22 protein-coding genes are annotated in these 20791 nt (G+C 63.3%); 10 read left to right on the top strand and 12 right to left on the bottom strand.

The genetic code is table 11. The features are described from left to right. A partial coding sequence (locus Q8L50_RS08055) for a magnesium chelatase domain-containing protein (RefSeq protein WP_305348148.1) occupies nucleotides 1-578 on the bottom strand: 578 nt, incomplete at its 3' end. A 216-nt stretch (nucleotides 579-794) separates the two neighbouring features. On the opposite strand from Q8L50_RS08055, the gene Q8L50_RS08060 reads away from it, so the two are divergent. The 7 genes from Q8L50_RS08060 to glcF all read left to right on the top strand — a co-directional run bounded on the left by Q8L50_RS08060 (nucleotide 795) and on the right by glcF (nucleotide 7878). Further along, nucleotides 795-1559, top strand: a complete 765-nt coding sequence (locus tag Q8L50_RS08060; protein ID WP_305348149.1) for a TorF family putative porin — start codon at nucleotides 795-797, stop codon at nucleotides 1557-1559. Nucleotides 1560-1594: 35 nt separating this feature from the next. After that, nucleotides 1595-1933, top strand: coding sequence for a P-II family nitrogen regulator (glnK, locus tag Q8L50_RS08065; protein WP_188706387.1), 339 nt, complete (start codon nucleotides 1595-1597; stop codon nucleotides 1931-1933). Nucleotides 1934-1961: 28 nt separating this feature from the next. Continuing rightward, nucleotides 1962-3386 (top strand): ammonium transporter, encoded by a 1425-nt coding sequence (locus Q8L50_RS08070; protein ID WP_305348150.1) that lies wholly within the window; start codon nucleotides 1962-1964, stop codon nucleotides 3384-3386. A gap of 283 nt (nucleotides 3387-3669) precedes the next feature. After that, nucleotides 3670-4539, top strand: a complete 870-nt coding sequence (locus Q8L50_RS08075; protein ID WP_305348151.1) for an aldose 1-epimerase — start codon at nucleotides 3670-3672, stop codon at nucleotides 4537-4539. Continuing rightward, nucleotides 4536-5453, top strand: coding sequence for an SMP-30/gluconolactonase/LRE family protein (locus Q8L50_RS08080; protein ID WP_305348152.1), 918 nt, complete (start codon nucleotides 4536-4538; stop codon nucleotides 5451-5453). Before Q8L50_RS08075 ends, Q8L50_RS08080 begins: the two co-directional genes overlap by 4 nt. Nucleotides 5454-5534: 81 nt before the next feature. After that, complete coding sequence (glcE, locus tag Q8L50_RS08085) at nucleotides 5535-6632, top strand: glycolate oxidase subunit GlcE (protein ID WP_305348153.1); 1098 nt, start codon at nucleotides 5535-5537, stop codon at nucleotides 6630-6632. Nucleotides 6633-6645: 13 nt separating this feature from the next. Further along, entirely contained in the window at nucleotides 6646-7878 is a 1233-nt protein-coding gene (gene glcF, locus Q8L50_RS08090) for a glycolate oxidase subunit GlcF (protein ID WP_305348154.1), read from the top strand. 47 nt (nucleotides 7879-7925) lie between these two features. Here glcF and Q8L50_RS08095 read toward each other — a convergent pair whose 3' ends face one another. Next, on the bottom strand, nucleotides 7926-8786 hold the full coding sequence (locus Q8L50_RS08095) for a LytTR family DNA-binding domain-containing protein (protein ID WP_305348155.1): 861 nt from the start codon (nucleotides 8784-8786) through the stop codon (nucleotides 7926-7928). 147 nt (nucleotides 8787-8933) lie between these two features. Here Q8L50_RS08095 and Q8L50_RS08100 point away from each other — a divergent pair, with 147 nt between their 5' ends. Next, on the top strand, nucleotides 8934-10157 hold the full coding sequence (locus tag Q8L50_RS08100) for an acyltransferase (protein ID WP_305348156.1): 1224 nt from the start codon (nucleotides 8934-8936) through the stop codon (nucleotides 10155-10157). Here the strand turns inward: Q8L50_RS08100 and Q8L50_RS08105 are convergent. Genes Q8L50_RS08105 through lplT form a run of 3 tightly spaced genes read right to left on the bottom strand, consistent with a single transcriptional unit; the run spans nucleotide 10084 to nucleotide 12850 of the window. Beyond that, nucleotides 10084-10569 carry a glutathione peroxidase gene (locus Q8L50_RS08105; protein WP_305348157.1) on the bottom strand — a complete coding sequence of 162 codons (486 nt, stop codon included), beginning with the start codon at nucleotides 10567-10569 and terminating at the stop codon, nucleotides 10084-10086. The two genes, Q8L50_RS08100 and Q8L50_RS08105, sit on opposite strands and share 74 nt — an antisense overlap. A 30-nt stretch (nucleotides 10570-10599) precedes the next feature. After that, a complete protein-coding gene (locus tag Q8L50_RS08110; RefSeq protein ID WP_305348158.1) occupies nucleotides 10600-11517 on the bottom strand; it encodes a DMT family transporter in 918 nt (305 codons plus the stop codon). A 52-nt stretch (nucleotides 11518-11569) separates the two neighbouring features. After that, nucleotides 11570-12850 (bottom strand): lysophospholipid transporter LplT, encoded by a 1281-nt coding sequence (lplT, locus tag Q8L50_RS08115; protein ID WP_305348198.1) that lies wholly within the window; start codon nucleotides 12848-12850, stop codon nucleotides 11570-11572. Between the two features lie 190 nt (nucleotides 12851-13040). Here lplT and alr point away from each other — a divergent pair, with 190 nt between their 5' ends. Beyond that, nucleotides 13041-14138 (top strand): alanine racemase, encoded by a 1098-nt coding sequence (gene alr / locus Q8L50_RS08120; RefSeq protein ID WP_305348159.1) that lies wholly within the window; start codon nucleotides 13041-13043, stop codon nucleotides 14136-14138. Then, entirely contained in the window at nucleotides 14135-14938 is an 804-nt protein-coding gene (locus tag Q8L50_RS08125; protein WP_305348160.1) for a hypothetical protein, read from the top strand. The genes alr and Q8L50_RS08125 overlap by 4 nt, the downstream gene beginning before the upstream one ends. A gap of 26 nt (nucleotides 14939-14964) precedes the next feature. On the opposite strand, the gene Q8L50_RS08130 is transcribed toward Q8L50_RS08125, so the two are convergent. The 7 genes from Q8L50_RS08130 to hpaD are packed head-to-tail and all read right to left on the bottom strand — an operon-like array spanning nucleotide 14965 to nucleotide 20598. After that, entirely contained in the window at nucleotides 14965-15867 is a 903-nt protein-coding gene (locus Q8L50_RS08130; protein ID WP_305348161.1) for a DMT family transporter, read from the bottom strand. Further along, entirely contained in the window at nucleotides 15864-16859 is a 996-nt protein-coding gene (locus tag Q8L50_RS08135; protein ID WP_305348162.1) for a 2-dehydropantoate 2-reductase, read from the bottom strand. The genes Q8L50_RS08130 and Q8L50_RS08135 overlap by 4 nt, the downstream gene beginning before the upstream one ends. Before the next feature lie 38 nt (nucleotides 16860-16897). Beyond that, nucleotides 16898-17668 (bottom strand): class II aldolase/adducin family protein, encoded by a 771-nt coding sequence (locus Q8L50_RS08140; RefSeq protein ID WP_305348163.1) that lies wholly within the window; start codon nucleotides 17666-17668, stop codon nucleotides 16898-16900. 13 nt (nucleotides 17669-17681) lie between these two features. Further along, complete coding sequence (gene hpaI / locus Q8L50_RS08145) at nucleotides 17682-18491, bottom strand: 4-hydroxy-2-oxoheptanedioate aldolase (RefSeq protein ID WP_305348164.1); 810 nt, start codon at nucleotides 18489-18491, stop codon at nucleotides 17682-17684. Between the two features lie 9 nt (nucleotides 18492-18500). Beyond that, complete coding sequence (hpaH, locus tag Q8L50_RS08150) at nucleotides 18501-19301, bottom strand: 2-oxo-hept-4-ene-1,7-dioate hydratase (RefSeq protein ID WP_305348165.1); 801 nt, start codon at nucleotides 19299-19301, stop codon at nucleotides 18501-18503. Nucleotides 19302-19304: 3 nt separating this feature from the next. Next, a complete protein-coding gene (locus Q8L50_RS08155; protein ID WP_305348166.1) occupies nucleotides 19305-19703 on the bottom strand; it encodes a 5-carboxymethyl-2-hydroxymuconate Delta-isomerase in 399 nt (132 codons plus the stop codon). After that, nucleotides 19684-20598 (bottom strand): 3,4-dihydroxyphenylacetate 2,3-dioxygenase, encoded by a 915-nt coding sequence (gene hpaD / locus Q8L50_RS08160; RefSeq protein ID WP_305348167.1) that lies wholly within the window; start codon nucleotides 20596-20598, stop codon nucleotides 19684-19686. The genes Q8L50_RS08155 and hpaD overlap by 20 nt, the downstream gene beginning before the upstream one ends. Nucleotides 20599-20791: the final 193 nt, after the last annotated feature.

Consider the following 20791-nt stretch of genomic DNA (forward strand, 5'->3'; position numbering starts at 1 on the left):
GCACTGGCCTGCAAACGCTGCCAGCCTGCCACCGGTTCGGGCGGTGTGTCGCCGGGCAGGAACTGGCGGACCACGTCAAGCAGGTGCCGGACGCGGTAGACCTCGGTACCAGGCACCAGTGCGGCTTCCTCGGCGCTGCCTTCCGGCAGCACGAGCCGGGGCTTGGCCGCGGTGGCATCCAGCCCCGGCAGGGCCAGGCTCATGGCCAGTGCCCCGCGGATCGGTCGCAACTCGCCGCCCAGCGACAGCTCGCCGGCGAATTCGTAGCCTTCCAGCTTGCGGGCGTCGAGCTGCCCGCTGGCCGCCAGGATACCCAGCGCGATCGGCAGGTCGAAGCGGCCCGAATCCTTGGGCAGATCGGCGGGCGCCAGGTTGACCGTGATGCGTTTGTTGGCCGGAAACTCCAGGCCGGTATTCTGGATGGCGGAGCGCACCCGCTCCCGGGCCTCCTTGACTTCGGTTTCTGCCAGCCCCACCAGGGTGAAGCTCGGCAGTCCGTTGGCCAGGTGCACCTCCACACACACGGGATGCGCCTGCATGCCCAGCAGGGCACGGCTTTGCACTAAAGACAGGCTCATGGCTGATTCCTCCCTGTTATGCACCACAAATGCGCATTCTGGTGCGCACCAAAGAAGTGCAAATCTTGTATTTATTTCCGTTCTCTTCAACGTGGCAGCCTTTGCAGGCGACGACAACAAGCTACAAGCCTACAAAATTTGGCACGCTCTGTGCTAAAGGAAACCCGTATTCGACAAACACGTCTTTTCCACCAACTCTTTATTCTGGAGCCATCGATGAAATTCAAAGCCACCCACATTGCCGTCGCCGCAGCTTTGCTTGCCGCGGGCAGCGTGTTCGCCCAGGCCGCAGCGCCGGCGCCCGAATCTACAGTGTCCTACAACATCGGTGCCACCACCGACTACCGCTATCGCGGCATTTCGCAGTCCGGCAAGAAGCCGGCAATCAATGGCGGCATCGACTATGCGCACAGCAGCGGCTTTTACCTCGGTACCTGGGCTTCGACCATCACCTGGCTGAAAGACACCACCGCCAACCCCAACACCACCAAGGGTCCGGTTGAAATCGATTTCTACGGCGGCTACAAGGGCTCTCTCGCCGAAGGCGTCGGTTACGACGTGGGTGGCCTGTACTACTGGTATGCCGGCAACAACATGAAAAAGACGGCCGGGCAGATCAGCCCCAACACCTTCGAGCTGTACGGCGCCCTGACCTTCGGGGTGGTGACCGCCAAGTACTCCCATGCCACGACCAATCTGTTTGGTGCTGCCAACAGTAAAAACAGCAGCTACCTGGACTTGAGCGCCAACTTCGATCTCGGCTCTGGCTGGTCGATTGTTCCGCACATTGGCGCGCAGAAAGTCAAGAACGGCAACTCATACACCGACTATTCGGTCGCCGTGAACAAGGACATCGATGGCCTGATCTTCAGCTTGGCTGCCGTCGGCACCAGCGGCCTCGGCCCAATCACCTTTGCACGCACGGGCACCCGCGACATGGCCAAGGATGGCCTGGTGTTCTCGATCAAGAAAAATTTCTGAAATAACACGCATTTAGCTGAGGTAAAGGAGAACTCATGAAACTCGTAACGGCCATCATCAAACCGTTCAAGCTGGACGAAGTGCGTGAAGCGCTGTCCGGTATTGGCGTGCAGGGCATCACCGTGACCGAAGTCAAGGGCTTCGGTCGCCAGAAGGGCCACACCGAGCTGTATCGCGGCGCTGAATACGTCGTCGACTTTCTGCCCAAGGTCAAGATAGAAGCGGCTGTGTCCGACGAACTCGTTGACCGCGTGATCGAAGCGGTCGAGGGCGCAGCCCGCACCGGCAAGATCGGCGACGGCAAGATTTTCGTCTACAACCTGGAGCAGGTCGTGCGCATCCGTACCGGCGAGACCGGCAAAGAGGCGCTGTAAGCCCTCCATCCATCAAGAGAACACCCATATGAAAAAACTACTTGCCTCCCTGGCTTTGGGTTTGAGCCTGTTCACCGGCACCGCCGCTGTGCTGGCCCAAGCCCCTGCTGCCGCTCCCGCCGCGTCCGAAGCCGTGGCACCCGCTGCCGCTGCCGAAGCCGCACCAGCACCCGCTGCAGCCGCTCCGGCTGCAGCTGCTGAAGCCGCGCCCGCTGCCGCTCCAGTGCCCAAGCTTGATTCCGGCGACACCGCCTGGATGCTGACCTCCACCATGCTGGTCATCCTGATGACCATCCCCGGCCTGGCGTTGTTCTACGGTGGCCTCGGCCGCTCCAAGAACATGCTGTCGGTCCTGATGCAGGTCTTTGTGATCTTCTCCCTGATTAGCATCCTGTGGGCCGTCTACGGCTACAGCCTGACCTTCTCCGGTGACGGCAACTTCTTCGGCGGCATGGACAAACTGTTCCTCAAAGGCGTCACCACCGAGACCTTCGGCGCGCTGATCACCATTCCCGAATACGTCTTCGTGGCGTTCCAGGGCACGTTTGCCGCCATCACCGTGGCGCTGATCGTGGGTGCCTTCGCAGAGCGCGCCAGGTTCTCCGCCGTGCTGCTGTTCGCTGTGTTGTGGTTCACTTTCAGCTACATCCCCATGGCGCACATCGTCTGGGGTGGCGGCTACCTGGGCAAGGAAGGCGCGCTCGACTTCGCCGGGGGCACCGTGGTGCACATCAATGCCGGTATCGCTGGCCTGGTGGGCGCCTACATGGTGGGCAAGCGTATTGGTTACGGCAAGGAGGCCATGGCGCCTCACAGCCTGACCCTGACGATGGTGGGTGCTTCCCTGCTGTGGGTGGGCTGGTTTGGCTTCAATGCGGGTTCTGCCGGTGCTGCCAACGGCGGTGCAGGTCTGGCCTTCATCAACACCATCCTCGCCACCGCAGCGGCAACGTTGTCCTGGATCGCTGGTGAAAGTCTGCTCAAGGGCAAGTCGTCGATGCTGGGCGCTGCTTCCGGTGCCGTTGCTGGCCTCGTCGCTGTGACGCCGGCTGCAGGTTTTGTCGGCCCCATGGGCTCCATCGTTATCGGCCTGCTGGCCGGCCTCGTCTGCCTCTGGGGTGTGAGCGGCCTGAAGAAGATGCTCGGCGCAGACGACGCGTTCGACGTGTTCGGCGTGCACGGTGTGGGCGGCATTCTGGGCGCCATCCTGACCGGTGTTTTCGCTTCGCAAAGCCTGGGTGGAACCGGCGGCCTGACGCCCGACACCTTCGCCATGGGCCCGCAAGTCTGGATCCAGCTCAAGAGCGTGTTGTTCACCATCGTCTGGTCCGGCGTGGTTGCCTTCATTGCCTTCAAGATCGCCGACGTGACCCTCGGTCTGCGTGTCAGCGAGGAAGACGAGCGCGAAGGTCTCGACATCACCTCCCACGGCGAAACTGCCTACAACCGTTAAACGGCACACGCCACGGCTGCCAGCAGCCGTGGCAGGATTTTGAAATAGCGAGAGTCTCCTTTGGATGTTTGGCCCGCAAGAACTTCGGTTCCTGCGGGCCACTTTTTTTTGCCCGCGCGCCCAGGTATTTCTTTTCAAGCAGGGGCCGCGGGTCCGGCCCTGGCGGCCCGCAGGCGCAGCGCCGCCGTCGGGGCCTCCTTCGACAGGCTCAGGACGAACGGGAATCCGCGTACGAACGTGGGGGCACTGATTTGCACTGCACAATGGCGGCAGGAGACGCCACATGACCAACGATTTCATCACCCTGTCAGGAAGCGGCCTGCGCTGTGAGGTCAAGCCCGCGCTGGGTGGGTGTATTGCTGGCCTTTGGTTCGATGATGTTCCGGTGCTGCGCTCCACGCCGGCCGCCGAGCTCGCCACCGTGCGACTCGCGGGCAGCTACCCGCTGGTGCCTTTTTCGAATCGCGTCGGGCACGCCACACTGAAGTGGCAAGGCACCAGCCATCCGCTGGTGCAGAACAATGGGCCCGAGCCGCACGCCATCCACGGCATCGGCTGGCAACGGCCCTGGGAGGTGTTGGAGCAAGACGGACAAGTGCTGATGCTGGCCTGCGAACACCGCGCCGACGCGGCCTGGCCGTTTGCTTTTGACGCCTCGCAGACCTTCTGCATCCGGGGCGATGTGCTCGAGCTGACGCTGAGCATGACCAACCAGTCGGCCGTGCCAGCGCCAGCCGGCCTCGGTTGGCACCCCTACTTTGTCAAACGGCCCGGCAGCCACATCAGCTTTGAGGCCGCGGGACGATGGGAGATGAGCGGCGAGAAATTGCCCACCCATCGCCAGCCGTCGCGCGGCCTGGACACGGACTGCGCGGGCCTTGATGTGGATCATTGTTTTGATGGCTGGGGCAGCACCGTCCTGCTGCGCGACGAACTGCTGAATACACGCATTGCTTCCAGCCTGAGCCGGCTGGTGGTCTTCACCAACAGCACGCGCGACTTTGTGGCGATCGAACCGGTCAGCCATGTCAACAATGCGGTCAACCTGTTGCAGGCCAGCGCCGCAAGCGCCGAGGACCTGGGGCTGGAAGTGCTGGCGCCGGGCGAATCGATGAGCGCACAAATGAGCATCAAGGTGGAGCGCGCGCCGTGAGCTCTGACTGGCAGGTGGTTTCAAAGACGCCCTGCGAAGTCGGCGAGTCACCGTTCTGGCATCCGCAGGAGCAACTGCTGTACTGGGTCGACATCGCGGCGAAGAAGATCCATCGTTGCAATGTATTCATGGGTACGGTGGAAAGCTGGGCCATGACCGCCCCGCATGACCTGGAGCCCGGCTGCATCGCGCCCGCCGCTGGTGGCGGGCTGGTGATTGCGCTGCGCGACGGCATCTACCGCTCGAAAAGCTGGGGCGGGGCGCTGCAACGGCTGGCAGCGGCCAGCCACCACAGCACGACCACACGTTTCAACGACGGCAAGTGCGATCCGCTGGGCCGCTTCTGGGCCAGTACGATTTACGAGCCACGCGATGCGCGTCACGCCGCACTGTTTTGCCTGCAGGGCGGCGCGCTGGCCCGTATAGCCGGTGACGCCACCGTCGGTAACGGCCTGGCATGGTCCGCCGACAGCCGCACCCTGTACTGGTCCGACACCACCGCCCATGTGATCCGCGCCTGGGACTGGGATAGCGTCGGCAATACCCTGTCCAAAGCGCGCGTGTTCATGCAGTTTCCCTTCAAACCTGCGGGCTGGCAGCCCGGCAAGCCCGGTTATGGCGGGCGCCCCGATGGCGCGGCGGTGGACAGCGAAGGCAACTACTGGGTCGCCATGTTTGAAGGCGCGCGCGTGCTCAAGCTGTCGCCTGCCGGTGAACTGCTGGCCGAGATCGCCACCCCGGTGCAATGCCCAACCATGGTGTGTTTCGGTGGCGACGACCTGCAGACCCTGTACCTGACCAGCGCGCGCCATGGCCGTCCGGCCGCCGAGCTGCAGGCCATGCCCTTGTCGGGTGCCGTGTTGTCCCTGCGGGTGGATGTGCCGGGGCTGCCGGTCAACTTCTTTGCCGGCTGAGGCAGCAGCTATCAAAAACCGAACGCCCGCCGTTCAAAAAAATCAAACTGCCCCGCAGCAGCCAGCCTTACCATCACCGCCATGGATTCAGCACTTCAATTGATCATCGACCAGGTGCGGGCGGCCGCAGCCTCCCGCACCGCCCTGCAAATCCGCGGGGGCGGCAGCAAGGATTTTTACGGCGAACCCGCTGTGGGCGAGCTGCTGGACACCGCCGCCTTGACGGGCGTCACCAGTTACGAGCCGACCGAGCTGGTAGTGACCGTGCGGGCCGGCACCAAGCTGGCCGAGCTGGAGGAACTGCTCGCTGAGCGTGGCCAGTGCCTGCCGTTTGAGCCGCCACGCTTTGGGCCAGGCACAACGGCAGGTGGCATGGTCGCCGCCGGGCTCAGCGGCCCGGCGCGCGCCAGTGTGGGGGCAGTGCGCGATCATGTGCTGGGCTTGACCTTGCTCAACGGCAAGGCGGAGCTGCTCACTTTTGGCGGACAGGTCATGAAAAACGTGGCTGGGTACGATGTCTCGCGCCTGATGACGGGTGCCATGGGCACGCTGGGCCTGCTGACAGAAATCAGCCTCAAGGTGCTGCCGGTGGCGCCTGCCGAGGCCACGTTGAAATTCGGGATGAGCCAGGCCGAAGCACTGGCGCAGCTCAACATCTGGGGCGGGCAGCCGCTGCCCCTCAACGCCAGTTGCTGGGTCGATGACGCAGGTACCGCGACGCTATACCTGCGCTTGCGCGGTGCCGTCGCCGCCGTAGAAGCAGCGTGCAAAACACTGGGTGGCGAGCGCCAGGACAACGCCGCCACCGCGCCCGACTGGACGCTGTGCCGCGACCAGCAACTGCCCTGGTTCGCGGAGCGCGGTGAGCGTGACCTGTGGCGCCTGTCGGTACCGCAAACTGCGCCGGTATTGGATTTGCCAGAACCGCCGCTGGTGGAGTGGCATGGCGGTTTGCGCTGGGTGCGTGCCACGTCTGATGACGCGCCCCGCCTGCGGGCTGCGGCCTCAGCTGTGGGCGGAATTGCTACGCTTTTTATAGCTGGCGGCACAAATCAGCAAAGGGCTGGAGGCCGATTTGATGCCTTAAAACCGCCGCTGAACCGAATCCACCGTCAGTTGAAGAAAGAATTCGATCCGGCGGGCATCTTCAATCGTGGCCGACTCTATCCAGACCTTTGATACCCGACTTCTGATGCAAACCCACCTCGCCCCCGAATTCAAGAACACCGCCGACGGCCAGGCCGCCGAGGCGATTTTGCGCAAGTGTGTGCACTGCGGTTTTTGTACCGCGACCTGCCCGACCTACCAGTTGCTCGGTGACGAGCTCGACGGCCCGCGCGGACGTATCTACCTCATCAAGCAGGTGCTCGAAGGCGAAGTACCGACGCGCAAGACCCAGATGCATCTGGACCGCTGCCTGACCTGCCGCAACTGCGAAACCACCTGCCCCAGCGGCGTGCAGTACGGCCACCTGGTCGATATTGGCCGAAAGCTCGTCGATGAGCGGGTGCCGCGCCCGGCCGGCGAAAAAGCGTTGCGCTGGGCGCTGAAAGAAGGCTTGCCCTCGCCCCTGTTTGCGCCGGCCATGAAACTTGGCCAGGCCGTGCGCGGCCTGCTGCCGGCGGCGCTGAAGACCAAGGTGCCCGCGCGCCAGCCGTCTGGTGTGTGGCCGCAGCGCGAACACCCGCGCAAGGTGCTGATGCTGGCCGGTTGTGTGCAGCCCGCGATGATGCCCAACATCAACAGCGCCACCGCGCGTGTGCTCGATGCTGCCGGTATCCAGGCGCTGTTGGCACCGAAAGCCGGTTGCTGCGGTGCCGTCAAGTTTCACCTGAACGACCAGGACGGCGGCAAGGCCGAAATGAAGAACAACATTGATGCGTGGTGGCCGCATGTGCAGGCAGGTGTGGAGGCCATCGTCATGAACGCATCGGGCTGCGGCGTGACCGTCAAGGAGTACGGCTACCACCTCAAGGACGACGCAGCCTATGCGGCCAAGGCGGCACGCATCAGTGAGCTGACCCGCGACTTGAGCGAGCTGTTACCTGAGCTGGTGGCGGCTCTGCGGGGCAAAGTGTCGGCCCAGGCCAGTGCCATCGCCTTCCACCCGCCCTGCACCTTGCAGCACGGCCAGCAATTACGCGGCGGGGTGGAAAAATATCTGAGTGAACTTGGCTTCAAGGTCAGCACTACTCCGAATGAGGCCCACCTGTGCTGCGGCTCGGCCGGCACCTACTCGGTACTGAACCCCGGACTCGCCACCCAGCTGCGTGACCGCAAGCTGTCGAATCTGGGCCAGATGCAGCCAGACGTGATTGTGTCGGCCAACATCGGCTGCATCACCCACCTGCAAAGCGGCACCGCCACACCGGTGCGGCATTGGGTCGAGGTGGTCGATGACGCGCTTTTGCTATCAATAAAATAGCTGGTTACGTACCTGACCAAAGGGCTGGAGGCCGATTTGATTGACGTTCAGCTGCCAAGCGCGTCGCGGTAACGCCGACTGCAGGGCACCTGGCTACCGCCTTTCATGCGCAGACGGGCGTCGCCGCTGTCCAGCGGCTCAATTTCGGCCACGCGGTCCAGGTTGACGGCGAAGCTTCGATGCACCTGGACAAAACGGGCCGGGTCTAGCTGAACGAGGAAGTCCGACAGGGTCGAGCGCAGCAGGTAGTCGTGCCCGTTGACGTGTATGCCGACGTAGTTGCCCTGGGCCTGCAGCCATTCAATGTCCGCCGCAGCAATCAGGAATTCGCTGCGCAGCTTGCGCACCAGAAAACGCTCGGGCCGCAGCAGTGGGCCGGGGGCAGGCGTGGTGTCGCTCGCAGGTTCCGGCGCATCCAGCACGCGGGCTTCTCCCTGCGCGCGCAGCAGCAGCAACCGGTAGCCAAGCAAGGCGCTCAGGATCAGCACGTAGCTGCGCACGTCCTTGAGGTACTCGTAGGCGAAGACGCTGGCCCAGGGGCCGGTGGTGTAGCTGGTGCCCGCGGCTGCATAGGCTGCCTTGCGCAGCGCCATCATCACCAGCACATGCGCGCCGCAGAACATCAGCGTGCCCGCCATGTGCCAGGGCAGGTTGCGGCCCAGCGTGTCCCAGCTCAGGGGGAAACGCCGCTCGAACGCGATCAGGAAAGGTATCAGCAGGCCAACGGTCAGGTTGCTCGTCAGCTCCCAGACCAGGGGCTGGGCAAAAGGCGTGGTGCGAAGGTCGATCCAGGTGGTGATGCTGTTGGTCAGCATCTGGATCAGCAGCACAAGCACCCAGAAGCCGATTTCGGCCCGGCGCCGGTAGGGCTGGTAACGCGCCAGCCAGGTGCTTGCTTGGTCGGACATGGCTCGAGTCTAGAAGAATTGCGCCGGTTTTCGTCCCCGACCGCCACCGCTTGTCACAAAAGGCCCTCGGCTTGTCCCATGGGTTTGCTTCCCGCCACCGCGCCGTTTCATGATCACGGCCAATTGCCTCGTATTCCGGAGAACAGCATGAACCGCCGTCATGATATCGACGCCTTGCGCGCCCTCGCTTTTGGCCTCGTCATCCTCTATCACGTCGCCATGTACTACGTGGCCGGCTGGCCCTGGCATCTGAAGAGTCCGCACGCGGCCGAATGGCTGCAGATGCCGATGAGGGCGCTCAATTTATGGCGCATGGACCTGGTCTTCCTGATCTCAGGGCTGGCTCTCAGCTTTTTGCAGCGTCGCCAGGGGGCTGGGGCCTTGCTGCGCGGACGCAGTGGGCGCCTGCTGCTGCCGCTGGTTTTTGGAATGGCGGTGGTGGTGCCCTTTCAGGCGTATGCGCAGGGCGTGGCCAATGGCAGTATCGCGCCAGGCTTTGGCGCTTTCCTGCTGCGTTATGCCGGAGGCGGGCCCTGGCCGAAAGGCGCATTTGACGGCTCAGACTTCGGCGTGACCTGGAACCATCTGTGGTACCTGCCCTACCTGTGGCTCTACACCTCCGTGCTGGTCCTGCTGCTGCCGCTGCTCTTGTCGGCGGTGGGTCAGCGCTTGAGCCGGGTTTTTACCGGCTTGCGCGGCGCAGCCCTCCTGCTCGCACCAGCCCTGCCGCTGATGGTCTGGTCCTTGCTGCTGTGGCCGCACTTTCCCCCGACGCACGATCTGGTCGGTGATGGCTGGCTGCACGCGGTGTATTTCACGCTGTTCCTCTACGGCTGGTGGATAGGGACGAACGAACAATGGTGGGCCGAGGCGGCCCGGCTGCGCTGGCCCGCGCTGGGTATCGTGCTGGCATTACTGGTGGTTTTTACCATGCTGCGCGAGGTGCTGCCGGTACAAACACCAGGCCCTGCACGCCAGTTTCTGCGCCTGATCGGTGACCTGTACATGTGGACGACAATCCTGGCGATTCTCGGCTGGGCCCATGTAACGCTGAACCGCCCGTGGCGCTGGCTGCCGTGGGCCAACGCGTCGGTTTACCCCTGGTATGTGTTGCACCAGACGCTCATCATCGTGCTCGCCTGGTGGCTGGCACCGCTGCGGCTCGGCCCGGTGGTCGAGCCGCTGCTGCTGATCGCTGGGACGTTGCTCGGCTGCTGGGCGCTCACGGCGCTGGTGCGCCGCTCGGCCTGGCTACGGCCGTTGTTTGGGCTCGGTCCCCGCGAGGCGGCCGTGAAGCTCAGGCCGCCAGGGCGGCCTCCACGTCTTTCGACAGATCAGCCGGCTTGTCGGTCGGCGCATACCGCCGGATGACCTGACCGTCCTTGCCGACCAGAAATTTGGTGAAATTCCATTTGATGGCCTGGCTGCCCAGCAGGCCTGGTGCTTCGGAAGACAACCATTTGTACAGTGGGTGCGCGGCCGGGCCGTTGACGTCGATCTTGCCCATCATCGGAAAACTCACGCCGTAGTTGACCTGGCAGAACTCGGCGATTTCGCCATCGGCGCCCGGGTCCTGCGAGCCGAACTGGTTGCAGGGAAAGCCCAGCACCACCAGGCCCTTGCCGGTGTAGGCCTTGTGCAACTCTTCCAGGCCGCCGAACTGCGGCGTGAAGCCGCACTTGCTGGCGGTGTTGACTATCAGCATGACCTTGCCCTTGAATTGGGACAATGCAATGTCCCTGCCGTTGATCTGCTGGGCCTCAAAGTCGTAGATGCTGCTCATGGGTCACTCCTGTAGGTGAGGGTTGGTGGCTTACGGATGTTGCGCTTTTCCGGTCTGAGCGGGTGCCATGGCTGCCAGCAAGGCGGCCAGCACAATCAGGCTGCCGCCCACCAGGGTGCGGGGGCTGAACTCTGCCGCGCCCAGGGCTGCAGCGGACAGACTGGCAAACAGAATTTCAGTCAGCATCACCAGCGCTGTGGTGCTGGCCGCCAGCCGCGCCGCGCCATATTGCAGCGCCATGTTGCTGATCAGGAAGGCCAGCCCCAATCCGAGCGCCACGGGCAGCCACGCCGTCGTCCAGACCGGCGCTGAGACGATGCCGCCGGCCAGCCCCAAGAGCGCCGCAGCACTGGCCAGGACGCCGCCGCCGCCGAACATGGCCAACATGCGCGATGCGCTGGGCGTGTATTCAAGCTTGCGCAGTAATACGTTGGTAGCGGCAAAACTCAGGCCGCCCATCAGCGCCAGCCAGTCCGCGATGCCCTGCGGAACCGGCCAGGGGGAGCCAGGCGCTTTGAGCACAATCAACACGCCGGTCATCGCCAGCAGCAGTCGAAGCAGTGAAGCGCGGGTCGGTGTTTCCCCGAGTACGGCCCAGGCCAGCAGCACCGACCAGGCCGGCATGAGGTAGAACAGCAGCACCACACGCACCACATCGCCCACCGTCACCGCCCAGTTGAACCCCACGTTGGTCAGGCCGGCCGCAAGGGCCAGCAGCCACAGCTGCGGATGCTGTACAAAGCTGCGCCAGGCGCCTGGCCGCCACACGACAATACAGCCCAGCGAGAAAAAGTAGATCAGCGCCGTGGACCACAGCGGATGCAGTCCCAGCGACTGCAACTCGCGAAATGGCCACCACGACATGCCCCAGACGGCGGCGTTGATGATCAGCGCAGCGACTGGCAGCGCAACATGCGGTCGGTTCAGCGCAGCTAAAGCGTGATGCACGGAAGAAAGGGCCCGCGTACGCAGCGAGCCGACTTGGCTGCAATGGTCGGCATCAGTGAGACTTGTCGCTGCGGGCGATGCTCAGCAAGTGGTCCACCTGCTCTTTGTGCTTGATGCAGTTGCTTTTGTGCCAGCGCTGAATCAGCCACATGAAGCCCGCCACCACCACGCCAAAGGTGGTGATCGCGCCGAAGGCCGACAGGCCCATGCCGGTGGACAGGCTATAACCTGCCCCGAGTGCCAGAATGCAGGCCTGCTCGTTGAAGTTCTGCACGGCAATCGAGCGGCCGGCACCCATCAGGTTGTGGCCCCTGTGCTGCAGCAGCGCGTTCATGGGTACCACCAGAAACCCGCCGAGTCCGCCCAGCAGAATCAAAAACGGCGCAGCCACCCAGACGTTGGAGATGAAGTTCATCAGGATCACCAGCAATCCCATGGCGATGCCCAGCGGCATCACGCTGGTGGCGTGTTCCAGCCGCATGCGCATGGACGCCAGGATGGCCCCCGCGGCCGTGCCAATCGCTACCACGCCCACCAGCGACGACGCCTGTGTGGTGCTGTAGCCCAGCGCGGCGGCGCTCCATGCCAGCACGATGTAGCGCAGGTTGCCAGAAACACCCCAGAACAGGGTGGTGGTGGCCAGCGAGATTTGCCCCAGCTTGTCGCGCCACAACGCCGAATTGCAATTCCAGAAATCCGGCAACAGCTCCAGCTTGTTGCGCGGCATGGGCCGCATCTCGACGCCGGTCAACGGTATGCGGGTGTTGAACCAGGCGGCAATCGCATAGAGAACGATGAGTGAACAGATCGCCGCCTCGGGCGGGGTGTCGATGCCGGTGCTGATGACCGGGAAGTCGAACGACAGCAGCAGATGCGAGACCGAGTGCCCGACCAGCTGGCCGCCCAGCAACACGCCCAGAATGATGGAAGCGATTGTCAGGCCCTCTATCCACCCATTGGCCTTGACCAGTTGTGAAGCCGGCAGCAGCTCGGTGAGGATGCCGTACTTGGCGGGCGAATAGGCGGCGGCGCCGAGGCCGACAATCGCGTAGGCCAGCAGCGGATGTGTGCCGAACAGCATCATCAGGCAGCCCACCACCTTGATGGCGTTGCTGATGAACATGACCTTGCCCTTGGGCTGGGCGTCGGCGAAAGCGCCTACAAAAGGCGCCAGCACCACATAAAACAGCGCAAACATGGGCACCAGCGCCGCCGGCTGCCACTTGGGCGCCCCACCGCTGCGCAGCAGCTCCACGGCAGCCACAAACAGCGCGTTATCAGCCAACGAGCTGAAAAACTGGGCTGCCATGATGGTGTAAAAACCGGGCTTCAGCTTCATTGAACCGTTTTGATCACTGTGCGCATACATCAGAAGTCCTGATGCGGCACGATAGTTGTGAATGTCTCCTGACGTTGAAGGTTTATAGCATGCGGCAAGCTGGCAGAATCGACAAATAGCCCTTGACAAGCAGGGCGTAAAGCCACGCGATCCGATTTTCTGTTTCAACCAGCCACAGGCCGACATGCCCCGTCCCATTCTTGCCACTGTCCATGCTGCTGCCCTTGGGCACAATTTGTCGCGCGTGCGCAGCAGCGTGCCGGACGCCCGCATCTGGGCGGTTGTCAAGGCCAACGCCTATGGCCATGGCATCGAGCGTGTGTTTGATGCGCTGCGCAGCGCCGATGGTTTTGCCTTGCTGGATCTGGCTGAGGCCCAGCGCCTGCGCGCGCTGGACTGGCGTGGTCCCATCCTGTTGCTGGAAGGCTGCTTCGAGCTGCGCGACCTGGAGCTGTGCTCGCGCCTGGGCCTTTGGCATACCGTTCACTGCGATGAACAGATAGACATGCTGGCCACGCACAAGACCCAGCTGCCGCACCGCGTTTTCCTGAAAATGAACTCGGGCATGAACCGCCTCGGCTTCACGCCCGGGCGCTACCGAGCCGCCTGGACGCGCCTGAATGCGTTGCCGCAGGTGGAAGAGATTTCGCTGATGACCCATTTCAGCGACGCCGATGGGCCCAAAGGCATCGCCGCACAGGTGCAGGCGTTTGAAGCGGTTACGCATGACCTGCCTGGAGAACGTACGCTCAGCAACAGCGCCGCCGCCTTGCGCCATGTCGCGGAAATGGGAGAAAAGTCGGACTGGGTGCGACCGGGCATCGCGGTGTACGGCAGCGCGCCCGATTACCCCCAGCGCAGTGCCGCAGACTGGGGCCTGCAGCCGACCCTGACACTGGCGTCAAAAATCATTGGCCTCCAGCAGCTGCAAGCGGGCGACACGGTGGGCTACGGTTCCAGCTTCACCGCCGAGGGCCCTTTGCGCATCGGCGTGGTGGCCTGCGGGTATGCCGACGGTTATCCGCGGCACTGCACCACCGGCACGCCGGTACTGGTCAATGGCGTGCGTTGCCGCATGGTGGGGCGCGTCAGCATGGACATGATCACGGTGGATCTCACGCCCGTGTCCGAAGCCGGTATGGGCAGTGACGTGGTCTTGTGGGGACGGTGTGCAAGCGGTGTAGTGCTGCCGATTGATGAAATCGCCCAGTCGGCCGGTACCGTGGCCTATGAGCTGATGTGTGCACTGGCGCAGCGGGTACCGGTGGTGGCTGCGGAATGATCAGCCTGTCGAACTGGCGATCGGTTCGGCTGTGGGAAAGCGGCGTGGAGAGGCGGTTGCGTCAAACGCACCGGCTGTGGCTGCACGGGGCTTGCATCGGCTCCATCGTGATGGGGGTGATGTGGGCGTCGGCGTATTTGCAGATGTTGTCGGGCCCGGATTCACTGGCTTTGCGTTACGCCATTACTCTGGGCGTCGGCTACCTGGCTTACCTGGTGGTTCTGCGCCTTTGGGCAGCGGCGCTGATTGGGCGTGGGTCTCCTCTGGATGGTTCGCATGCCGATGTCCCTTTGCCAGATCCGGGAACTCGAGTGAACCCCGCCGGGCCAGCCCGGGACGCTGATTTCCAGTCAGGCGGTGGTGGTGATTTCGGCGGTGGCGGCGCATCAGGTGATTTTTCAGCAGGGACCGAGCTCTCCGGGAGCCTGGGAGACGTCGCCAGCGGCGCGCTGGAAGCTGCCGGCAGTGCCGACGAAGGGGCCATTGTTGTGATCCCCGTGGTGGCCGTTTTCCTGATCGGTTGTGCCGTTTTCCTCGGGGCCGGGTCGATGCTGCTGCTCTACTTCGGTTGGGAAGTCCTGCTCACGGTAGCGGTAGAGCTGGCGTTCTCCTATGTTTCGGCGCGCACCGCGGTGCGTGTGGTGCGCGAAGGCTGGTTGTCGGCCGCCGTGCGCCTGACCTGGAAACCCTTGTTGGGTGCCTTCTTTTGTGCGGTGTTTCTCGGTGCCATGCTGGATTATTTTGTTCCGGCTGCGCACTCCCTGCCCCACGCGATCAAGCTGATCAGGGCAGGCGCCTGAACAGGCGGGTACCGCTGGCCTGAGCCTCAACGCTTGCGCAAACCCAGCACCATCACTGCACCCACCACCAGCAGGGCGCCGGCGACCTGAACCGGCGCAATCGCCTGGCCAAGAATCAGCCAGGCCAGTACCAGCGCGAACACCGGCTCTACATTCATGATGGCCGAGTTGCCAACCACACCAAGTCTGGGCAGCACGGTGAACATGATGGTGAATGCCGTGCCGTACAGAACCGTCAGCGCCGCCAGGCCGCCCCAGCCGGCCGGGGCCTGCGGCAACTGAAAGCCGCCCTGCAGGCCGACCATGCCGAGTGCCATGAAGCCGGCGATCGCCATGGTGGTGGCGGTACGTACCCGGCCGTCTACGTCGCCGGTCTCATGTTGGGTCAACACCAGCGCCAGGCCGAAGGTGCCCGCTGCGGCCAGTGCAAAGGCCACACCAACGCCGATGCGGCTCCATTGGCCGGACGCGCCCAGACCCGAGGCGGCGCCCAGAACGTCAAGCGCGAGCGCCAGGCCGAGCAGGATCACCGGCATGGCGATCAGCATGGCACGTTCCGGCCTTTGCCGGTAAACCACCCAGGCCCACAGCGCTGTCCAGATCGGATAGGTGTTGAAAGCCAGCAAGGCCAGCGCCACCGGCAGGCGCGCCACGGCGGAATACAGGCACAGGCTTTGAACGCCGATCAGCAGGCCAATCACCGGCAACATGTATTTGTGGCGTGGGCTGAAACGGATACGCACCCGCTGGATGAGCAGAATGGCCACAATCACGGCGGCGGTGACCGCGCTGCGAAAGACCACGGCCGTAGCCACATCCACGCCGTTGTTGAACGCAATACGCGCCGCCACATGGTTGGCACCCATCATCAGCGCGACAATCAGCAGCGTGGCAAACGCGGTGCCACCGATGGCTTTGCCCCCGGTCATGAATAGAGTCGGTGAACGCGGGCATGCAGGCGGGAGAGGCCTAACAGCGCATCCGTGAAAGGCGTCGGCACCTGCGTCAGCTGACCCAGTTCCCGCACCACAGTCACCAGCGCATCAATCTCGACCGCCTTGCCGGCTTCCACGTCTTGCAGCATGGATGTCTTGAAGGCGCCCAGCTTGAGCGTGACGGCATGGCGGTCTTCGGGTTGCTGGTTGATCGGGATGCCGATACGTGCGCCTATCTCTTTGGCTTCGAGCATGACTTTCGAGATGAAGTCGCGCACCAGGTCATCGCCCAGAATCAGGTCGGTTGTGGCGCCGGTGAAGGCGCTGATGGGGTTGACCGTCATGTTGCCCCAAAGCTTGTACCAGGTGTCTTTCTGGATTTGTGCGGACACGCTGGCAGTGAAACCCGCGCGTTGCAGCAGTTCGGCCAGCGCTTGCACCCGTTCGCTGACTTGGCCCGACGGCTCGCCGATGATCAGCCCGTTGCCAAAGTGGTGGCGAATCAGGCCAGGCGCGTCGACCGAGCAGCTCGCATGCACGACGCAGCCGATGATGCTGGAGGCGGGGATAGCTGCGGCTATCTCGCCGGTGGCGTCCACCGCCTTGAGTGGTGCGCCTGCGTAGGGACCACCAAACCCCTGAAAAAACCACCACGGCACACCGTTCATGGCGGTCAGGACGATGGTGTCGGGGCCGATGAGTGGCGCAATCTCGCGTGCCACGTCAAGCAGCGCCGGCGCCTTGACGGCGATGACCACCAGGTCCTGCACGCCAATTGCGGCAGGGCTTGCGCTCGCCTGCACAGCCGCAGAACGGGTGTCGGGACCGCTGGACACACGTAAGCCCTGCGTGATCAAGGCATCGAGCGTCGCGCCACGTGCAACCACGCTGACGCTACATCCCGCCGCCGCCAGCCCGGCGCCTATCCAGCCGCCAATCGCGCCAGCACCGTAGATGCATGTTTTCTGAATATTTTTGTAAGTCATTTTGGCCTGTAGCCCTTGTCTAGGCTGCGTGAGCAGCTCTAATTTTGATAGCTGATGTCAATTTTGTTGACCTGTCGGACCAGTGCATCGAACACGTCCTGACCCGCGCCGAACTGCGCGTCGAACTGGAATGAGTCGTGGGTGGTTTTCCTGGCGACAGCCTCGGGCACCCTGATGGCTGGGCCCATTGCCGCCTGCGCCATCTGTATGTCGCAGGCGCGTTGCAGGGTCCACAGCCTAACGAAGGCCAGCGGCAGGGTTTTGGCCCAGGCCAGCAGGCCGTGGTTGCGCAGGATCACCACCGGCTTGTCGCCGATGTTCTTCAGAAGGCGTGGCGCTTCGTCGGCATGGATGGTGATGCCTTCAAAGTCGTGGTAGGCCACCAGCCCATGCAACTGGGCCGAATAAAAATTGTTCTGCGCCAGCCCGCCCTCGGTACAGGCCACCGCAATGCCGGAGGTGGTGTGCGTGTGCATCACGCAATGCGCGTCCGGCAGGCCGTCATGAAGCGCCGCGTGTACGGTAAAGCCCGCCGGGTTGACCGGCCAGGTGTTGTCGTCCAGCTTGTTGCCCTTCAGGTCGATCTTGAGCAGATTGCTGGCGGTGACTTCTGAATAGTGCAGGCCAAATGGGTTGATCAAAAACTGCTTTTGCCCCTTTGTCGAACTGTCCGGCAGGCGCACCGTGATGTGGTTGTAAATCATCTCGGTCCAGCCGAGCATAGCGAACACGCGGTAACAGGCGGCGAGCTCGACACGGGCTTTCCATTCGTCGGGGTGTATGCCGGGTTTTGGAAGAATGGCGTTCATGGCTGTCTCCCCGTCAATAGGTTTTGCTGGCCGGCAGCACCGGTGCACTGGCCTTGAAGCGCGCGGCCAGCGCGCTGGTGTGGCGCACCAGCAGATTGGTATCCAGTCCGACGGCCACAAAAGTGGCGCCCAGGTCCAGGTAACGCCGCGCCAGGGTTTCGTCCGGTGTCAGGATGCCGGCGGCCTTGCCAGCCTTCACGATGGTGTTGATCGCCGCTTCAATGGCCGTCTGCACCTCGGGATGGTTGGGGTTGGCCACATGGCCCATGGACGCAGACAGATCAGCCGGGCCAATAAAAACGCCGTCGATGCCGTCGGTGGCAACAATCGCTTCGAGGTTGTCGAGTGCGGCCTGGGTTTCTGCCTGCACCAGCAGACAGACCTGCGCATTCGCTTCATGGGCGTACTGCGGATAGCGGCCCCAGCGAGAGGCGCGGGCACCACCCATACCGCGAATGCCTTGCGGCGGGTAGCGACTGGCCCGCACCAGCGCGGCAGCTTGCTGCGGCGTGTCCACCATCGGCACCAGCAGCGTCTGTACGCCAATGTCGAGGTACTGCTTGATCAAGGCCTCGCCCACATAGCCGTGGCCCATGGGGACCCTTGCGATCGGGTGCGAACCCGGGTAGGCCGCAATCACCTGCAGCTGCGCCAGGATGCTGTTGATGTCGTTGGGTGCGTGTTCGCCATCCAGCAGCAGCCAGTCGAACCCGGCGCCAGCGCAGATCTCGGTGCTGTAGGGGTTGGCCAGCCCGAGCCAGAGGCCAATCTGGGCCTGTTTGTTCTGCAGTGCCAGTTTGAAAGTATTGATGGGTGTTTGCATATCTTGTGCTCAGTAGAAAGAAAATTCAAAGCGGCCCAGCGGGCCATAGTCGGCGTCGAAGCGGTCGCCGGTTTTGGCGACGACCGGGCGGGTGAAGGAGCCGGCCAGCACCACCTCGCCGGCCTCCAGGCATTCGCCCCAGGGTGCAAGTTTCATCGCCAGCCAGGCGACACCGATAGCCGGATGGCCCTGCACGCCGGCGGCCAGGCCGGTTTCCTCCACCACGCCGTTTTGCCGCAGGATGGCGCCGACCCAGGGCAGGTCCACCTCGCGCGGCGACACCTTGCGCCCGCCCAGCACGATGCCGGCATTGGCGGCGTTGTCGCTGATGGTGTCGTACACCTTTCGCGGCGCTTTGGTGTGGCGGTCGAACTGCTCGATGCGGCCGTCGATTATCTCGATGGCCGGTTGCACGTACTCGGTGGCGTCCAGCACGTCTTCGATGCTGATCTGTGTGCCTTCCAGTTTCTTCTTCAGGATGAAGGCCAGCTCGACCTCGACGCGTGGGGCGATAAAGCGTGCCGCCGGCATATCGCCAGGCTCAAAAAACATGTCGTCCAGCAAGGTGCCGTAGTCGGGCTCGTCAATCTGGCTGGAGATTTGCATGGCGCGCGAGGTCAGGCCGATCTTGTGGCCGCGCGCGACCCGGCCTTCGGCGATTTTCATCTGCACCCAGGCGCGCGAGACGGCATAGCCGTCCGCTACCGTCATGTCCGGATAACGTTTGGAAAAATGCTCGACCTGCACGCGCGTTTTTTCGCTCTGGTGCAATTCAGCTGCAAGCTGACGGATGAGATCGGTGGGCAACATGGCTTATTTGCTGAACAACGTGTGCAGGTTGCTGTGTTTGCCGTCATAGACCTGCACGCCCTCATCAATTTGCAGCGTGATACCCAGCGTTCTCTCTGAAAACAATGAAGAAAAATGGGCCTTGGCCCTTTCCAGAAGCGCGTCACCAGCTATCGTTTTCATAGCGTCGCTGCGCCCGATGGCGATCCGCAGATTCAGGTACACAAAGGCATGGTCGCCACCGTCGGCCACCGCATGGTGCGGTGCCGGGTAGGCCAGTACGCGCGTGCCGCCCAAGGGGAAAAGCGGCAGGCCTTGTTCATCCTTCAGGCTGCCCAGCACCTGCGCCAAGCCCCGGCATAAGGTGCCCATGTCGGCCTGTGCCTCGATGTTGTCGGTGTATTCAATTTTCAGGTGTGGCATGTCCGGCCTTTTTTTGCGTGATTTCTGGCGTGGTTTCAATCAAGGGCGTGACCGGGAAAATCGCATTGATCTGCCCAGTGCCCGAACTGCCGAAGTAAGGCGTGATGACTTCCACTGGTGCGCTGTAGCTGTCCCAGCCGAGCAGGCCCAGCAGCATGGCGGTGTCGTGCATGTCGCCTTCGCCCCAGCATTTCTCGGCATACATGGGCAGCATGCCGATGAAGGTTTTCCAGTCACCGGCTTTCCACAGTTCGACCACGCGCTGGTCCACCTGTTCGAGGAAAGGGTTGTAGACCTTGTGCATGAACTCGGGCGCGCGTCCGTTGTCGGCAAAGTGGTGCGACAGCGAACCGCTGGCAAACACCGCTACCGTGCCGTCGTAGCTGTCCTCGATGGCCTTGCGCACGGCCAGGCCGAAACGCCCGGACTCGGCCAGGTCGTGCCAGTCACACCAGCCGCTGATGCTGATGACCTTGTAGTGCTGGTCGCTGTTCATGTAGCGCATCGGCACCAGCGTGCCGTAGCCGAGCTCCAGCGTGGTGTCCGAATGCGCGCGGCTTTTCACCCCCATGGCATTGGCCATGTCGGCCATCAGGTGGCCGAGCTCCGGGTTGCCGGGGTAGGCATAGGGCATGTTCTTGATGAAGTGCGGCAGCTCGTTGCTGGTGTAGTTGCCGTCGAACCGTGGCCCGCAGTTGATGTGGTACTCGCTGTTGACCTGCCAGTGCACGTCGAACACCACAATGGTGTCCACGCCAAGCGCGCGGCAGCGGCGGTCGATTTCCCTGTGACCCGCGATGGCGGCGTCGCGGCAGCCGAAGTTGGGCCCCGGAAACTCCGACAGGTACATCGACGGGACGTGGGTGATTTTTGCTGCGAGTGCTAGCGTGCCCATGTTGATCCTCCTGCGTGGTTGGCGCGTGCGGCTCGCGCTTCGCTGCTGGACGGTGCGATTCCCGCACGTGGCCCGCGTGCCAGCGGCACCAGGCGCCCGCCTCCGCTCCTGTCCCCCGTGCCGGGCTGCGCCCGGCTCTCCTCCTTGACCTCGCTGCGGCGGGCACCTGGCACCGCTGGCACGCTCCGCGATG

It is taken from the genome of Polaromonas sp., assembly GCF_030680935.1.
Lineage (GTDB): Bacteria > Pseudomonadota > Gammaproteobacteria > Burkholderiales > Burkholderiaceae_C > Polaromonas.

Bases quoted from the DNA above. Each gene is read 5' to 3' on its own strand.
- Q8L50_RS08060 (WP_305348149.1), top strand. From the start codon at position 795: ATGAAATTCAAAGCCACCCACATTGCCGTCGCCGCAGCTTTGCTTGCC.
- glnK (WP_188706387.1), top strand. From the start codon at position 1,595: ATGAAACTCGTAACGGCCATCATCAAACCGTTCAAGCTGGACGAAGTG.
- Q8L50_RS08070 (WP_305348150.1), top strand. From the start codon at position 1,962: ATGAAAAAACTACTTGCCTCCCTGGCTTTGGGTTTGAGCCTGTTCACC.
- Q8L50_RS08075 (WP_305348151.1), top strand. From the start codon at position 3,670: ATGACCAACGATTTCATCACCCTGTCAGGAAGCGGCCTGCGCTGTGAG.
- glcE (WP_305348153.1), top strand. From the start codon at position 5,535: ATGGATTCAGCACTTCAATTGATCATCGACCAGGTGCGGGCGGCCGCA.
- glcF (WP_305348154.1), top strand. From the start codon at position 6,646: ATGCAAACCCACCTCGCCCCCGAATTCAAGAACACCGCCGACGGCCAG.
- Q8L50_RS08095 (WP_305348155.1), bottom strand. From the start codon at position 8,786: ATGTCCGACCAAGCAAGCACCTGGCTGGCGCGTTACCAGCCCTACCGG.
- Q8L50_RS08100 (WP_305348156.1), top strand. From the start codon at position 8,934: ATGAACCGCCGTCATGATATCGACGCCTTGCGCGCCCTCGCTTTTGGC.
- Q8L50_RS08105 (WP_305348157.1), bottom strand. From the start codon at position 10,569: ATGAGCAGCATCTACGACTTTGAGGCCCAGCAGATCAACGGCAGGGAC.
- alr (WP_305348159.1), top strand. From the start codon at position 13,041: ATGCCCCGTCCCATTCTTGCCACTGTCCATGCTGCTGCCCTTGGGCAC.
- Q8L50_RS08125 (WP_305348160.1), top strand. From the start codon at position 14,135: ATGATCAGCCTGTCGAACTGGCGATCGGTTCGGCTGTGGGAAAGCGGC.
- Q8L50_RS08130 (WP_305348161.1), bottom strand. From the start codon at position 15,867: ATGACCGGGGGCAAAGCCATCGGTGGCACCGCGTTTGCCACGCTGCTG.
- Q8L50_RS08135 (WP_305348162.1), bottom strand. From the start codon at position 16,859: ATGACTTACAAAAATATTCAGAAAACATGCATCTACGGTGCTGGCGCG.
- Q8L50_RS08140 (WP_305348163.1), bottom strand. From the start codon at position 17,668: ATGAACGCCATTCTTCCAAAACCCGGCATACACCCCGACGAATGGAAA.
- hpaI (WP_305348164.1), bottom strand. From the start codon at position 18,491: ATGCAAACACCCATCAATACTTTCAAACTGGCACTGCAGAACAAACAG.
- hpaH (WP_305348165.1), bottom strand. From the start codon at position 19,301: ATGTTGCCCACCGATCTCATCCGTCAGCTTGCAGCTGAATTGCACCAG.
- Q8L50_RS08155 (WP_305348166.1), bottom strand. From the start codon at position 19,703: ATGCCACACCTGAAAATTGAATACACCGACAACATCGAGGCACAGGCC.
- hpaD (WP_305348167.1), bottom strand. From the start codon at position 20,598: ATGGGCACGCTAGCACTCGCAGCAAAAATCACCCACGTCCCGTCGATG.